Here is a 14,977-nt window from a genome sequence, read left to right as displayed (position 1 = left end):
ACGTCGCCGCACCATCGCCCAGTTTGCTTGTTGCAAAACCGGTGTTCCTGCCTCTTTTATTCATCCCCGGCCGCAAGACGAACCAGTTCACAGCGAGAAAAAGGGGCCATCGTGACGACCCGTCATCACGCCAGCAAGGGAGCGGTGTCCAGCGGTGCAGGTATGCTGCGCACCCCACTCGGGCCTGCCATCGCCGGCAAATACCAGCCGCCGGTCTGCCGGACCGACGCCCGTAGCCTGACAGTCTGTGACATCCTCGCCGCCTATGTCGATGCGCGCCAGGCCAAGATTGCCGGTCGCAAGGAATTTCTCGCCAGGATCCGTTTTCTGAACGAATTCTTCGGCACCGAACCGGTCGCCAGCATCAATAGCGACCGCTGCCGCGCTTATGTCGAGCACCGTTCGCGCGAGCGCAACCGGGTAGAGCGCGAGCGCGTCGTCAAACTCAACGCCGCCGCAATGGCGACCCGCAGTGCGAGACTGCCGCCGTGGCAGGACAAGGACTTTACGTCAGGCCCACGTCGCGATCTTGAGGATCTCCGCTCGGCGATCAACTTCTATGCCAGGGAATACGGTCTCGATCCGAAGCCGTCCGTCACCTTGCCAGACAAACCAGCAGAGCGCGAACGCTGGCTGACGCGCCAGGAAGCGGCGGGACTGCTGCGCGCGGCCTTGCGGCTGCGCCGGAAGCATGGGCAGTACGCTCATCTCTGCCGCTTTGTCATCATCGGCCTCTATACCGGCGGCCGGCATCGTTCGATCCTGCAGCTCAATTGGAATGCCGAGATCAGCGGAAGCTGGCCAGACCTTCAGCGCGGCGTGCTCCATCGCAAATTCCATCGCGCAAGAGAGAGCAAGAAACGGCGGCTGCTGGAGCAGCTGCCGCCACGGCTGATTGCCCATATGCGCCGATGGAAGCATATTGATCGGGATCACGGGCCGGTCGTCCATGGCAGCCTCGGCGAACCTATCAAGCGAATTGAGAAGGCGTTCCGCACCTGCCGCGTGGCAGCCGGGCTGGGCGACGATGTCGTCCCGGATGTACTTCGCTACACCTACATCGCCTGGCTGATGCAGCGCGGCGTCGACATCTGGTAGGTCGCCGACAATGTTGGCACGACCGTCAAGCAGTTGGAAAAGACCTATGGTCGCCATCCCGATTTCCAAAGCGTAGCGCCGAACCTTTCGCCCAGAAAGCGCCCGAAAACACTGTTTTTCGCTCAGTGTGAACCGGAAAAAAGGGTGAGACGACGCGTGTAAGTGACTGATACTATTGAACGGCCGGTGAGCAACACTCGTTTGGCCGCTGGGAACGCAGGCTGAAATCCTGCCACTCCGACCAGAAAAAACAGCGGCTTAGCTGTTTTTGTTCCCGAAACAACCCCCATCCGCTGTAGTTCTGACCAATCGCGCTATGCGCTCAGGCGAAACCGCGTCACGTCGATAGCCGCGGCCATCAGCGTCTGGGTGTAGGTGGCTTGCGGATTGCTGAAGATCGCCTCGGCCGGCCCCTCTTCAACGATCTTGCCCTGCTTCATGACAATGATGTAGTCGGCCATGGCGCGCACGACGGCGAGGTCATGGCTGATGAACAGATAGGACAGCTCGTGGTCGGCCTGCAGCTTGCGCAGCAATTCGACGATCTGCTTCTGCACGGAGCGGTCCAGCGCCGAGGTCGGCTCGTCCAGCACCACCACTTTCGGCTTCAGGATCATGGCACGCGCAATGGCGATGCGCTGCCGCTGACCACCGGAGAATTCGTGCGGATAGCGGTTGCGCGTGTTGGAGTCGAGCCCGACTTCGAGCAAGGCCTCTACCGCGCGGAGATCACGCTGCCTGCCCGACAAATTGGGCTCGTGGACCAGTAGCCCTTCGGTGATGATCTGGCCGACGGTCATGCGCGGCGACAGCGAGCCGAACGGGTCCTGGAAGACCAGCTGCAATTCGCGCCGCAGCGGCCGCATCGCCTGGCGGTCGGCGTGGGAGATGTCGCGGTCGCCAAGCCGGATGATGCCGTCGCTGGGCAGGAGCCGCAGCAAGGCGCGGCCGAGCGTCGACTTTCCCGAACCGGATTCGCCGACGATGCCGATGGTCTGGTTGCGCTTCAGCCGGATCGAAACGCGATCGACGGCGCGCAATATCAGCGGTTCTCCGCCAAGAAAGCCGCCGCCGATCTTGAAGGTCACTTCGACGTTCCTGCCTTCGAGCAGGATGGGGGCATTCGGAGGCGGCGGCGCCTTGGTGCCGGTCGGCTCGGCGGCGAGCAGCATCTTGGTGTAGGCGTGCTGCGGGTTGGCGAAGATCGCTTCCGCCTCGCCCTCCTCGACCACCTCGCCGTAACGCATCACATAGACCCGGTCAGCAAAGCGCCTGACAATGCCGAGATCGTGGGTGATGAAGACGATCGCCATGCCGAGCTTGCGTTGCAATTCGGCGAGCAGCATGAGGATCTGCGCCTGGATGGTCACGTCGAGCGCCGTCGTCGGCTCGTCGGCAATCAATATGTCGGGGTCGTTGGCCAGCGCCATGGCGATCATGACGCGCTGGCGCTGACCGCCCGACATCTCGTGCGGGTAGGATTTCATCCGCCGCTCCGGATCGGGAATATGGACCAGCCGCAAAAGTTTGAGTGCCTCTTCTCGTGCCTCGGTGGCGCCAAGTCCACGATGCTTGCGGATCGGCTCGATCAGCTGGTTGCCTATCGAATAGAGCGGGTCGAGCGAAGTCATTGGCTCCTGGAAGATCATGCTGATCTTGCGGCCGCGGATCTTGTTGAGCTCGGGCTTGCTCAGCGTCAAAAGGTTGCGGCCGCGGTAGTCGACGGTCCCGGTGGCCTCGCCGTTCGAGGCCAGCAGGCTCATCGCCGCCATCATGGTCTGGCTCTTGCCTGAGCCGGATTCGCCGACGACGGCAACGCTCTCGCCTGATTTGACGTGGATGTTGATGCCCTTCACCGCCTCCACCGCGCCGTCGAGGGTGCGGAAGCGGACGCGAAGGTCCTTGACGCTGAGGATCGTTTCGGAAGCAGCCATCTCAACGATCCCTGGGGTCGAGCGCGTCGCGCAGCCCGTCGCCGACGAAATTCAACGCGAACAACGTCGAGACGAGAAAGAAGGCCGGAAACAAAAGCAACCAGTTGGCCGAGCCGATGTTCTGGGCGCCGACCGAGATCAGCACGCCCCAGCTGGTCATCGGCTCCTGGACGCCAAGCCCGAGGAACGACAAAAAACTCTCTAGGATGATGACTTGCGGCACCAGCAGCGTCATGTAGATCACCACCGGCCCGAGCAAATTGGGGATGACGTGGCGCAGCAGAATGCCGCGCTGGCCGACGCCCATCGCCTCCGCCGCCTGGACATATTCCTGCCTGCGGATCGACAGCGCCTGTCCGCGCACGATGCGCGCCATGTCGAGCCACAGCACCGCGCCGACGGCCAGGAACATCAGCACGAAGTTCCTGCCGAAAAACACCACCAGCATGATGACGAAGAAGATGAACGGCAAAGAATAGAGCACGTCGACGATACGCATCATCACCTCGTCGACCCTGCCGCCGGCAAGGCCGGCAGTGGCGCCGTAGAGCACGCCGATGACCACGGCCACAACGCCGGCAAGCAGGCCGATGGCCAGCGATATGCGCCCGGCCATCAGCGTTCGCGACAACAGATCTCGGCCGGTGTTGTCGGTGCCAAACAGGAAATATTGCTGCTTGATCGATGCACTCATCACCATTTCGAGACCATCCGGCGATTTGCTCTCGATCTTTGTGCCGTCGAAGGTATCGGAACGATCAAGGTAGCGGATGTTGCGGTCGTCGATCGGCTTGGACGACCTGACGGTGACGAAGATACGATCGCCTTCCTGCCGCCAATCCTTGATGTCGACGCGCATGCGCCTGATCGCCTCATCGAGAGCGCCTTCGATCATGTCGATCTTCGGATAGGCGGAGAAGCTCGGCGGCGTGCGGACATAGTCGGCATAGATGGTTGTGTATTGATGCGGCACGAACCAGGGACCGAACACGCTGATGAGGGCAATGAAAGCAAGATAATAGAGACTGAACATGGCCGCGCGATTGGCCTTGAGGCGCGCCCAGGCGTCACCCCACAGAGATCGGCCGACGACCGGTGCGGCAACTGCGATATCAGTCATAGCGCACCCTCGGATCGACGACCCCATAGAGGACGTCGACGATCAGGTTGAAGACAATGGTGAAGAGCGCGATGACCACCACCGTCCCCATCACCAGTGTGTAGTCGCGGTTGAGCGCGGCAACGACAAAATGGCGGCCGATGCCCGGGATAGAGAAGATGGTCTCGACGATGATCGAGCCTGTGAGAAGGGCTGCAGCTGCCGGACCGGTGAAGGAGACGATCGGGAGGATGGCGCCGCGCAGCGCATGCTTGACGACGACTGACCAGCCGGACAGGCCGAGAGCGCGCGCGGTGCGGATGTGATGCGATTGCAGCGATTCGATCATCGAGCCGCGCATCAGGCGGGCAACGATGGCGATCTGCGGCAGAGCGAGCGTCAGTACCGGGCCGATCTTGTTGATAAGGGCTCCATCGCCCCAGCCACCGATCGGCAGGAGCTTCCAGGTCAATCCGAATACAAGCTGGATTACCGGGGCGATGACGAAGGTCGGAATGGTGCTGCCGGCGGTCGCCAGCGCGATCACCGAATAGTCGGCAAGCTTGTTCTGGTTGAGCGCGGCAACAGTGCCGAGCACGCTGCCGAGGAGCAGCGCCAGAATGAGCGCCGAAGCGCCGAGCTGGATTGAGATCGGCAGGCCCTCCTTGAACAACTCGCCGACGGTGAAATCCGGCATGTTGTAGCTGGGGCCGAAATTGCCGCGCAGAAGATTGCCGAGATAGTGGACGTACTGCAACCAGAGCGGATCGTTGAGGCCGAACTGAGCTTCGAGATTGGCCCTGATCTCGGGGCTCAGGCCCCGCTCCTGGTTGAACGGGCCGCCCGGCGCGACGCGTATCAGGAAGAACGCCATGGTCACGATGACGAACAGCGTCGGAATGGCGGTCAGAAGCCGCCGGAATACGTAACGCAGCATCGGTGCCCCGCTTGCCTATCGTGCCGCGCGTCCTTTTGGACAGGCAAAGACGCCACAGCACTTTGATTTGCGCATGATCGCCAGCGAAACTCGATTCTGACTTTCGTGGTCATACGCCGGCAACCAGAACCGCTGCCCCGAACGAGGCGGCGGTTTGGCCAAGGATCAATCCTTGGAGATGAAGCGGGACGGATGCACGTCCATCACATTGTCGACGAAGCCGTGAAGCTTCGACGAAACAATGTCGTGATAGCTATAGTAGAGGATCGGAATATTGCCGACCTCGTCGATGAGGATGCGCTCGGCTTCAGCGAGTTCCTTCATCCGCTCTTCCGGCTTGCCGCCGGCGGCGGCCGCCTTGTCCATCGCCGCTTCGTATTGCGGGCTGTTGTAGACCGAATAGTTGTTGCCGCTGGCCTTGCGGGAGATGCCGAGGAAGGTTTCGGGATCCTTGTAGTCGGCGATCCAGGCAGCGCGCGCCACGTCATAGTCGCCCTTCTGCTCGAGGAAGGAGTAGTGGGTCTTGGTGTCGGTATTGAGGAGTGTGATCTCGACGCCAAGCGGCTTCAGCTGTTCCTGAATGGCGACCGCTGTGTTCTTGTGGTTCTCCGAAGTGTTGTAGCGGATCTGCATTTTCAGCGGATGCTCAGGCGTATAGCCGAGTTTCTCGAGGATCTTCTTGGCAGCGTCCTCGCGGTCGATCTGCGACATGTCGGCGTATTTAGCCATTGCCGGCGTGTAGCCCTCGATCCCCGGAGGCACCATCGAATAGCCGGGCAGCATCGAATTCTGCCAGACCTTTTCGGCGATGAAATCGCGATCTATCGCCATCGAGATGGCGGTGCGTAGCTCGACATTATCCCACGGCGCCTTGTCGGTCTTGATCGCATAGTAGTAGGTGCCGAGGTATGGCCCGACGTGGATCTGATCGCCAAATTTGGTCTTGAGGTCGGCGAGCTGTTCAGTCGGGAGATCGTCATAGCTGTCGAGTTCACCGGCCTCGAAGCGCTTCATCGCCGACGAGCGATCTTCGGTCGGGATGTAGTTGACGACATCGATCTTGACGTTTGCAGCGTCCCAGAATTTTGAATTCTTGACCAATTTCATGTGATCGTTGGGAACCCACTCGGCCAGCGTGTAAGCGCCGTTGGAAACCAAATTGCCAGGCTTGATCCAGTCGGCGCCGAGCTTTTCGATGGAAGCCTTGTTGACCGGATAGGTCGCCTGGTGGGTCAGCATCTCCAGGAAATACGGCGTCGGCGCCTTCAGCGTCACTTCCAGCGTATTTGCGTCGATCGCCTTGACGCCCATCTCCTCCGGCTTGGCCTTCTTGGTGTTGACCTCTTCGGCATTCTTCACCGGATAGAGCATCGAAGCGTATTCGGCGCCGGTGGCTGGGTCTTCAAGCCGCTGGAAAGCATAGACGAAGTCATTGGCGGTCACCGGGCTGCCGTCCGACCAGAGCCCATCCTTGCGCAGCTTGAAGGTGTAGACGGTGCCGTCGTCCGATACCGTCCAGCTCTCGGCTGCGCCCGGAATGAGGTTGGCCTTCTGATCTTGCATGGTCAGCCCCTGGAACAGGTCACGCAAGACGTTGGCTTCATAGACCGTCGAGGTCTTGTGCGGGTCGACCGACTCCGATTCGGCGGCGGTGCCTCTGTTATAGACGACTTCGGCGAAAGCCGGCGTGTAGAACGCACCGGCGGCCAAGACCATGGTCGTGGCGAATACCGTCGCCTTCAGCATATGTTTCAGCATGGAGTTCTCCCTAATGACGTCGCCCTTCAGCCACGTCTCTAAGTGTTGACGCCCCGAAACCGATTGGTTGGTTCCTTTCGAGCGCGCAGCCGGTTCCCTTTCCGGTAGCTGGTGGCCAAACAGTAACGTGGAGATTTTTTATTTCAACAGACTCTCGGGGTAACCCAAAGTAAGGCGCCGGGACAGTCGCTTTGCAACCGGCCAATCATTAATCGAAACCATGAGCTTGGCTGGGTTTCCTCACCGGAACCGCTCACCTCGGTGAAAATAATCTGGCCGATCACTTCAGTTTGCCGGAATGTCTTAATCCGTTCTTAGGCAACCAAGGGTTACAAATTTCGATGGGTTCTGCACGTCGACCTTATGTTCCAGTGGGCAAGGGCAATGAACAAGATAGACAGTAAAACTGTCGCGTTGAAGCGTAAGATAGCACCTCAAATAAGGGCAAATCTACGCGAAATCAGAGACGAATCCGGAACTTCCGCGGTCGAATTCGCCCTGCTTTCGCCGATCTTCATCCTGCTGGTACTCGGAATGGTTGCATATGGTATCTATTTTGGTGCAAGCAACTCCTTGCAGCAAATCGCCGCCGATGCCGCCCGCACTGCAATTGCCGGATTGAACCAGACCGAGCGCCAAGCGCTGGTGGCGGGTTTCGTCAAAAACAACGCCAGTGGATACCCCTTCGTCGATGCCGGCAAGCTGACCTATCAGGCCACGGACAGCACGGCCGATGGAAATCAGTTCGTCGTGTCGATCCAGTACGATGCCAGCAACCTGCCGATCTGGAGCCTGTTGCCAAGCCTTGCCATGCCGCAAACCACGATCTCACGCAGGTCGACCATCAGGATTGGAGGCATTTGAAATGTCGCACTTCTTGCTGAGCAGCATCGGCCGGATCGGGCGCTCGATGCTTGGCGACGTGAAGGCGAACTTTGCCGTCATGACGGCGCTGATAGCACCGTTCGCGCTGGGGCTGGCGGCCTTCGCTGTCGACGAAGGTTCGATCTACACGGAGCGCAGGGAAGCCCAGGCGATGACCGATCTGGCGGCGATCACCGCGGCGTCGAACATCAACAATATGGAAGCCGCGGCGGTAACCACGCTCAGTGACAACCGGATGCCCGGCATCATTGTTCAAAAGCCGGGTCAGACAATCGTTCCTACGCTTGGAAAAACCGTCATATCGGTCACCGGCGGCCGATATTCAGCGGCGTCCTCGGTTGGCGTCGATAAGCGCTTCGAAGCCGGCAAAACGCCTTACAACGCCGTTCGCGTCACTCTGCGCAAAATCCCCGCCCGGTACTTCGCCAGCTCGCTCATCCCCACACCGGTCGTCGGCACCGAAGCCACCGCCAGTATCACCCCGCAAGCCATGTTCTCGGTTGGGTCCAGGCTTCTCAGCGTCAATGGCGGCATTCTCAACGCGCTTCTCAGTGGGCTGCTAGGCGGCAACATCTCGCTCTCCGTTATGGATTACAACGCGCTGATTTCGGCCGACGTCAACGTGCTTTCGTTCATCGATGCCCTTGCGGTGCAGTTGCAACTGACCGGCGTCACCTATTCCGACGTGCTAGCCTCGAAAGCAACGGCAGGCCAGATCGCGACCGCGATGGCCAACGCTTCTGGGTCAGGCAGTTCGAGCAAACTTGTGCTGCAGACGATCGCGTCGAGGGCCACCAACACGGTCAAGATACCGCTCAATCATCTTGTCGATCTTGGTTCGATTGGCAGCCTCGGGCTTGGGCAAAAGCCGGCCGGCTTTTCCGTCGACGCAAGCGCGATGGGCATGCTCGGCGCCGCCGCTGCGCTGGCCAATGGCTCAAACCAGGTCCAGGTCAATCTCGGTGCCACCATTCCGGGGCTTACCTCCACCACGCTTGCCATCGCCATCGGCGAACCCATGCAATACTCGCCCTGGCTGGCGGTCGGTGAAAAGGGCACCGTGGTGCGCACCGCCCAGACACGAATCAAGCTGGTCGCCACCGTCGGTATCGGCAGTTCCAATCTCGGCGGCGGCGTCAGTCTGCTGTCGGTCAACCTGCCGCTGCATGCCGAAGTGGCCTATGCGGAAGCCAAGCTGACCGACATCAGCTGCCCGACGGGCCGGCCAGAAAGCCTGAAGGTTTCCATTGCCGCGCAGCCCGGCGTGGCCTCGCTGCACCTTGCCGCCAGCGACGCCGACAACAGCTCATCCGCCTTCGCCGATTTCAGCAACCCGCAATCGTTCTCCGATGCCACGATTGCACAGGTAAGCGTGAAGCTTCTGCTGCTCACCCTCAATCTGCTCGATGTGAAGGGTTCTTCATCACTTGCTATTACCAACAACGACCCGACCACATTGACCTTCGACAGCACCGATATCGCCAACAAGACGATAAAAACTGTTGCCACAAAGAACCTGACGCAATCGCTTACCACGTCACTGGTCAGCGGGTTGTCGCTCTCGGTCAATGCGCTGGGCCTCGGGCTGGACGTGACCGCGCTGCTCGGAACAGTTAAGCCGGCGGTGGTAACGCTTCTGAACGGCGTGACGGCGCCAGTCGACGCACTGGTCTATAACGTGCTTGCGGCGCTTGGCGTGCATGTCGGCGAGGCCGATGTGCGGGTTGTCGGTGCGACTTGCGGGCGCTCCGTACTCGTTCAATAAGATCAATAGAGGTCAGCCGATCCGACCGAGGAAGCAGCCGAGCGGCGGCAGCGACAGAGTTCTTTCCTGCAAGACGCCGGCAGTACCGCCAAGATCTATCGGCTCTATCGCATCCAGATCCTGCGGCAATGGCCAGCTGGCCGGCTCGTCGGCAAAATTGAAGACGCAGAGCAGCTTTTCGTCACCGCCTTCTCGAATGAAGGCAAGGACGTCGCCCTCGGCATCGAAAAACCGGATCGAGCCTCGAACCAGCGCCGGATGCTGCTTGCGCAAGGCCAGCATCGCCCGGTAGCTCGCCAGGACGGAGGTTTGCACGCCGGCCTGGACGTCGACCGCGCGGGCGCGATGGCTTGCCGCGATTGGGAGCCACGGCTTGCCGGTTGAAAAGCCGGCATTGTCGGCGCCAGCCTCCCAGACCATCGGCGTGCGGCATCCATCCCGCCCCTTGATCCCCGGCCAGAAGCGGATGCCGAAAGGATCCCGCAAATCCTCAAACGCCAGTTCGACCTCGTCCAGCCCGAGTTCCTCGCCCTGGTAGAGGCAGATCGATCCGCGCAGGCAAGAAAGCAGCACAATCGAGAATTTCGCCACCCTGTCCGGATCGCTGCCCGGCCTTGTCCAGCGGCTCACATGGCGCACGACATCGTGGTTGGAGAACGCCCAGCAAACCCAGCCGTCGAACACCGTACTCTCGAAGGCCTCGACACAGCCGCGCATATGCGCCGCGGAGAATTGCGGGCCAAGCAGGTCGAACGTGTAGGACATTTGGAGCTTGTCGCCACCGCCGGTGTAGGCAGCGAGCGTCTGTAACGAACGGCTTTCGTCACCAATCTCGCCGACGGCGGCGCGGCCTTCATATTCGTCAAGCAACGCCCGGAATCGCCTGAGGAAAGCCAGGTTTTCCGGCTGGCTCTTGTCGAACAGATGCTCCTGATAGAGATAGGTGCTGGTTGCCGTATTGGTGCCGGCGACGCTTTCCGCCAAAGGCGGGTTGCTGCGCAGCCAGCGGTCATGGACATAGTAGTTGACCGTATCCAGCCGAAACCCGTCGACGCCGCGTTCGAGCCAGAACCGTACCGTTTCCAGCAAGGCGTCCTGCACCTCCGGATTGTGGAAATTCAGGTCCGGCTGCGAGGCAAGGAAATTGTGCATGTAATACTGCCTGCGGCTCGCATCCCATTCCCAGGCAGGACCGCCGAAAAGCGACAGCCAGTTGTTGGGCGCGCTACCGTCGGGCTTCGCATCGGCCCAGACGTACCAGTCGGCCTTGGGGTTGTCGCGGCTGGCGCGGCTCTCGACGAACCATTCGTGCCGATCCGACGAATGCGACAAGACCTGGTCGATGATCACCTTCAGGCCGAGCCGGTGCGCCTCGGCAACCAGCGCGTCGAAATCCTCTGATGCGCCGAACATCGGATCGACGGCGCAGTAATCCGAAACGTCGTAGCCCATGTCGGCCATGGGCGACTTGAAGAAAGGCGACAGCCAAACTGCGTCGACACCGAGCGATGCGACATGGGCCAGCCTCGAGGTGATGCCGCTGAGATCGCCGCTGCCGTGGCCTGTCGTGTCCTGGAAGGAGCGCGGATAGATCTGGTAGATGACGCAGCCGCGCCACCATTCGGCATTGTCAGCCATCATGGCTCTCCCCTGCGCCCGCCTGCGCGGCGCTGCGTTCGATCATGAATATGACCGTTCGCCCCGACACCGGCCGTGAGATATCGCCACTATCCGTTTCGATGGCTGGGCGCCAATGAAAACCCGCCCGTTCCGGCAGCGTGAACATGCAGGCCCGGCGGTCGCCATTGATGATCACCGCAAGGCGACTGTCCTCATCGCCACCGAGAACCATGACCAGCCGATGCCGCCTAGCGTCATGCCAGGCTGCCTCGTCGAGCGGCACGCCGGTTTCCGCCAGCCAGGCGACGTCTGGCATTTCCGAGCCCGCAGGCGGCTCTCCGGTCAGGAAGCTTGTGTCCAAAAGCGCCGGCGCGGCACGACGCATAGCGGCAAGCAGAACCGTGTACTGCTCGAGCGCCTGATCGCGCCCGGCCCAGTCGAGCCAGGTGATGTCATTGTCCTGCGCGTAGGCGTTGTTGTTGCCGCGCTGGGTGCGGCCGAATTCGTCGCCCGCCGTCAGCATGATCGTGCCGCGCGAGGCAAAAAGCGTCGCCAGCACCGCGCACCGGTCATCGAAACGGGCCGTATCGATCTCCCGGTCGTTGGTCTCGCCCTCGACGCCATTGTTCCAGGACAGGTTGTTGTCGTGGCCATCGCGGTTCTGTTCGCCATTGGCCGCGTTGTGCTTGTGCTCATAGGCAACTATATCGGCCAGCGTCATGCCGTCATGCGCGGCGATGAAGTTGACGCTGCGGCTGGTCGCCTGGCCTGCCCTGGCAAAGACCTCGGACGACCCCGCCAGCCGGGTCGCCAGCGCACCGATCATGCCGCTGTCGCCGCGCCAGAAGCGGCGGATATCGTCACGGTATTTATCGTTCCATTCGAGGAAGGGCCATGGAAAATTGCCAAGCTGATAGCCATCCGGTCCGATGTCCCAAGGCTCGGCGATCAGCACCCGGTCGCCATGAACAGGGTCGTTCCGAATGGCGTTCAGCAGCGGCGCATCGGGGTCAAAAACGCCGTCGACACGGCCAAGGATCGTCGCCAGATCAAAGCGGAATCCGTCGACGCCGGCGTGCTGGACAAAATGGCGAAGCGTGTCGAGGACCATTTCCCGGACGACCGGATGGCTGCAGGCGACCGTATTGCCGGTTCCGGTTTCATTGACCAGCGTGCCGTCCAGCGCGTGCCGGTAGTAGGCGCGGTTGTCGAGCCCGCGCAGCGACAGCGTCGGCCCAAACCGGTCGCTTTCGCCAGTGTGGTTGAACACCAGGTCGAGGATGGTGCCGATGCCGGCGTCGCGCAGCGCGACGACCGTTCCGCGCAACTCGGCCAGACCGCCGGGCGCCAGTCGTGGATCGAGCGCCATGAAGGTCACGGGATTATAACCCCAGGCATTGCGCAGCCCGAGCGGCGGCAAATGCCGTTCGTCGATCGATGCAGTCACCGGCATCAACTCGACGGCTGCGACACCGAGTTTTTGCAGATGCTCGATAACAAGGGGATGAGCGAGGGCTGCAATGGTGCCGCGTTGCTTCTCGGGAATGTCCGGATGCAGTTTTGTGAAGGCGCGCACCGGCACCTCGTAGATGAGGCCGCCGGGCCGAAACAGAGGCGGCAAGGCGGCCAAGGGTTCCGGCAAGGCGCCGGCAATCGCCTTCGGCATCAGCGGCGCGGTGTCGGCCCCCTCGCTCCGGCGCGCGGCCAGCCGGCTGTCATATCTGTAGGGGCTGTCGATCTCGACGGCATAGGGATCGGCCAGCAGCTTGTCGGGATCGAACCAGAAACCCTGTTCCGGCGCGTAGTCGCCGTCGGCACGGAACCCGTATCGGGTGCCGGCGGCGAGACCGGCAACAAAGAGCGTATGCACGCCCTCGCCTTCGGGCTGGAGCTCAAGCCGGTCGATCTCGCGGTTGCCTCGCTCGTCGAAAATCGAGACCCAGATGCGCCGAGCCGACGAGGACCATGCGGCGAAGCGAATGCCTTCTTTGGTGATGGTTGCGCCGAGCTGGCTCACGCGCGCCAACCTTGTTGTGGAGCATCGCAAAGGTTCGGGATTGGCCGAGGCCTTCCCAACTTCGTCATCCCTGGGCGAAGCAGGAGCGAAGCTCCGTCGCGCAGACCCCAGGATGACGAAGCGATGGGCGTTTTGGCCGATTTCCAAGGCGTGCGATCCGTCAGCGCAAGCACATCCGACCTGTCAAGCTTCTGCGCCAGGAAACCAGCCCTCCGATCGGCAACGCGGATAGGCTCACGTAATCACGCTCGGCTTGGCGCGGCCGGTATGGCTGCGAATCCCGGCAATGTCGTCCGCCGCCGCAATCAGATCGGCAAGCGCCTCCTGGGTGTCGAGATCGTGACGGCTCTTGTCCGGCTCGTAGCGCTCGACATAAAGGCGCAGCGTCGCGCCCGAGGTGCCGGTGCCGGACAGGCGGAAGACGACGCGCGAGCCGCCTTCGAACAATACTCTGATGCCCTGGTTCTTGCTGACCGAGCCGTCGACCGGATCGTGATAAGCGAAATCGTCGGCGCTGGCGATCGTCATGCCGCGCACGCTGGTGCCAGGCAGCGAGCCCAGCTTGGCGCCCAGTTCGTCGACCAGCGCATTGGCGCGATCGGTCTCGACTTCCTCGTAGTCGTGTCTTGAATAGTAATTGCGGCCGTAGGCCGCCCAATGCTGGGTGACGATCTGCTTAGCGCTTTCGCCGCGCACGGCAAGGATGTTGAGCCACAAAAGCAAGGCCCACAGGCCGTCCTTTTCGCGGACATGGTTGGAGCCGGTGCCTGCACTTTCCTCGCCGCAGATCGTCGCCATGCCGGCATCGAGCAAATTGCCGAAGAACTTCCAGCCGGTCGGCGTTTCATAGATGCCGATGCCGAGTTTTTCGGCGACCCGGTCGGCGGCACCGCTGGTCGGCATCGAGCGGGCGATGCCTTTCAGCCCCGCCTTGTAGCCCGGCGCCAGATGGGCATTGGCGGCGAGCATGGCCACTGAATCCGATGGGGTGATGAAAATGCCCTTGCCGATGATCAGGTTGCGGTCGCCGTCGCCGTCGGAGGCGGCGCCGAAATCGGGCGCGTCCGGTCCCATCATCTCGTCATAGAGGTGTTTTGCGTGGACCAGATTGGGATCGGGATGGTGGCCGCCGAAATCCGGCAGCGGGATGAAATTACGGGCGGTGCCGTTGGGCGCACCGAGCCGGTTTTCGAGGATCTCCTTGGCATAGGGACCGGTCACCGCATGCATGGCATCGAAGCGCATGCGGAAGCCTGATTTGAACAGAAGCCGCAAGGCGTCGAAATCGAACAGGCTTTCCATCAGTTCGGCATAGTCGGCGACCGGATCGATGATCTCGACGGTCATGTCACCCGCCTTCACCGTGCCGATCGTATCGATATCGACCGTGTTTATATCGGCGATCTTGAAGCTGGAAATCACCTTGGTTTTTTCGAAGATCGTGTCGGTCAGCTTTTCCGGCGCCGGGCCGCCATTGCCGGCATTGTATTTGATGCCGAAATCCTCATGCGGGCCGCCCGGATTGTGGCTGGCCGACAGGATGATGCCGCCGAAGGTCTTGTATTTGCGGATGACGTGCGAAGCGGCAGGCGTCGACAATATACCGCCCTGCCCGACCATCACCTTGCCGAAGCCGTTTGCCGCGGCCATGGCGATGGCCTTCTGGATGACCTCGCGGTTATAGAAGCGGCCGTCGCCGCCGATCACCAGGGTTTTGCCCTCGAACCCTTCCAGCGCGTCGAAGATCGACTGGATGAAGTTCTCGGCATAGTGCTCCTGCTGGAACACCGGGACTTTCTTGCGCAACCCGGAGGTGCCGGGCTTCTGGTCGGTATAGGGTTTGGTAGCGACAGTGCGGATCATG

General features: G+C 61.3%; 10 protein-coding genes. 3 read left to right on the top strand and 7 right to left on the bottom strand.

The window, feature by feature from the left end; all coding sequences use genetic code 11:
- Positions 1-111 precede the first annotated feature (111 nt).
- The gene (locus NKJ08_RS15185) at positions 112-1,098 is read left to right on the top strand and encodes a site-specific integrase (protein WP_352525608.1); all 987 of its coding nucleotides are present in this window, start codon (positions 112-114) and stop codon (positions 1,096-1,098) included.
- Between the two features lie 314 nt (positions 1,099-1,412).
- Here NKJ08_RS15185 and NKJ08_RS15180 read toward each other — a convergent pair whose 3' ends face one another.
- From NKJ08_RS15180 to NKJ08_RS15165, 4 genes are all read right to left on the bottom strand, one after another.
- Positions 1,413-3,032, bottom strand: coding sequence for an ABC transporter ATP-binding protein (locus NKJ08_RS15180; RefSeq protein WP_352782209.1), 1,620 nt, complete (start codon positions 3,030-3,032; stop codon positions 1,413-1,415).
- A 1-nt stretch (position 3,033) separates the two neighbouring features.
- Positions 3,034-4,152 (bottom strand): ABC transporter permease, encoded by a 1,119-nt coding sequence (locus NKJ08_RS15175; protein WP_352525606.1) that lies wholly within the window; start codon positions 4,150-4,152, stop codon positions 3,034-3,036.
- Positions 4,145-5,068, bottom strand: coding sequence for an ABC transporter permease subunit (locus tag NKJ08_RS15170; protein WP_352525605.1), 924 nt, complete (start codon positions 5,066-5,068; stop codon positions 4,145-4,147). The genes NKJ08_RS15175 and NKJ08_RS15170 overlap by 8 nt, the downstream gene beginning before the upstream one ends.
- Positions 5,069-5,233: 165 nt before the next feature.
- Positions 5,234-6,826, bottom strand: a complete 1,593-nt coding sequence (locus tag NKJ08_RS15165; RefSeq protein ID WP_352525603.1) for a peptide ABC transporter substrate-binding protein — start codon at positions 6,824-6,826, stop codon at positions 5,234-5,236.
- Positions 6,827-7,210: 384 nt separating this feature from the next.
- Between NKJ08_RS15165 and NKJ08_RS15160 the strand changes: the two genes are divergently transcribed.
- Positions 7,211-7,690 carry a TadE/TadG family type IV pilus assembly protein gene (locus NKJ08_RS15160; RefSeq protein ID WP_352776841.1) on the top strand — a complete coding sequence of 160 codons (480 nt, stop codon included), beginning with the start codon at positions 7,211-7,213 and terminating at the stop codon, positions 7,688-7,690.
- Position 7,691: 1 nt separating this feature from the next.
- Positions 7,692-9,476, top strand: a complete 1,785-nt coding sequence (locus tag NKJ08_RS15155) for a pilus assembly protein TadG-related protein (protein WP_352782206.1) — start codon at positions 7,692-7,694, stop codon at positions 9,474-9,476.
- Positions 9,477-9,488: 12 nt separating this feature from the next.
- Here the strand turns inward: NKJ08_RS15155 and bglA are convergent, their stop codons facing one another.
- From bglA to NKJ08_RS15140, 3 genes are all read right to left on the bottom strand, one after another.
- On the bottom strand, positions 9,489-11,117 hold the full coding sequence (gene bglA / locus NKJ08_RS15150) for a beta-galactosidase BglA (RefSeq protein ID WP_352782204.1): 1,629 nt from the start codon (positions 11,115-11,117) through the stop codon (positions 9,489-9,491).
- Complete coding sequence (gene glgX / locus NKJ08_RS15145) at positions 11,107-13,113, bottom strand: glycogen debranching protein GlgX (RefSeq protein ID WP_352776844.1); 2,007 nt, start codon at positions 13,111-13,113, stop codon at positions 11,107-11,109. Before glgX ends, bglA begins: the two co-directional genes overlap by 11 nt.
- A gap of 234 nt (positions 13,114-13,347) precedes the next feature.
- Positions 13,348-14,976 (bottom strand): alpha-D-glucose phosphate-specific phosphoglucomutase, encoded by a 1,629-nt coding sequence (locus tag NKJ08_RS15140; RefSeq protein WP_352776845.1) that lies wholly within the window; start codon positions 14,974-14,976, stop codon positions 13,348-13,350.
- Position 14,977 lies beyond the last annotated feature (1 nt).

Source organism: Mesorhizobium sp. M0244 (assembly GCF_040321795.1).
Classification (GTDB): Bacteria; Pseudomonadota; Alphaproteobacteria; order Rhizobiales; family Rhizobiaceae; genus Mesorhizobium.
This window is presented reverse-complemented; position numbering and strand designations above follow the sequence as displayed.

What these genes read in the sequence shown, in the direction of transcription:
- NKJ08_RS15180 (WP_352782209.1), bottom strand. Translation starts at nt 3,032, where the DNA reads ATGGCTGCTTCCGAAACGATCCTCAGCGTCAAGGACCTTCGCGTCCGC.
- NKJ08_RS15175 (WP_352525606.1), bottom strand. Translation starts at nt 4,152, where the DNA reads ATGACTGATATCGCAGTTGCCGCACCGGTCGTCGGCCGATCTCTGTGG.
- NKJ08_RS15170 (WP_352525605.1), bottom strand. Translation starts at nt 5,068, where the DNA reads ATGCTGCGTTACGTATTCCGGCGGCTTCTGACCGCCATTCCGACGCTG.
- NKJ08_RS15165 (WP_352525603.1), bottom strand. Translation starts at nt 6,826, where the DNA reads ATGCTGAAACATATGCTGAAGGCGACGGTATTCGCCACGACCATGGTC.
- NKJ08_RS15160 (WP_352776841.1), top strand. Translation starts at nt 7,211, where the DNA reads ATGAACAAGATAGACAGTAAAACTGTCGCGTTGAAGCGTAAGATAGCA.
- NKJ08_RS15155 (WP_352782206.1), top strand. Translation starts at nt 7,692, where the DNA reads ATGTCGCACTTCTTGCTGAGCAGCATCGGCCGGATCGGGCGCTCGATG.
- bglA (WP_352782204.1), bottom strand. Translation starts at nt 11,117, where the DNA reads ATGATGGCTGACAATGCCGAATGGTGGCGCGGCTGCGTCATCTACCAG.
- NKJ08_RS15140 (WP_352776845.1), bottom strand. Translation starts at nt 14,976, where the DNA reads ATGATCCGCACTGTCGCTACCAAACCCTATACCGACCAGAAGCCCGGC.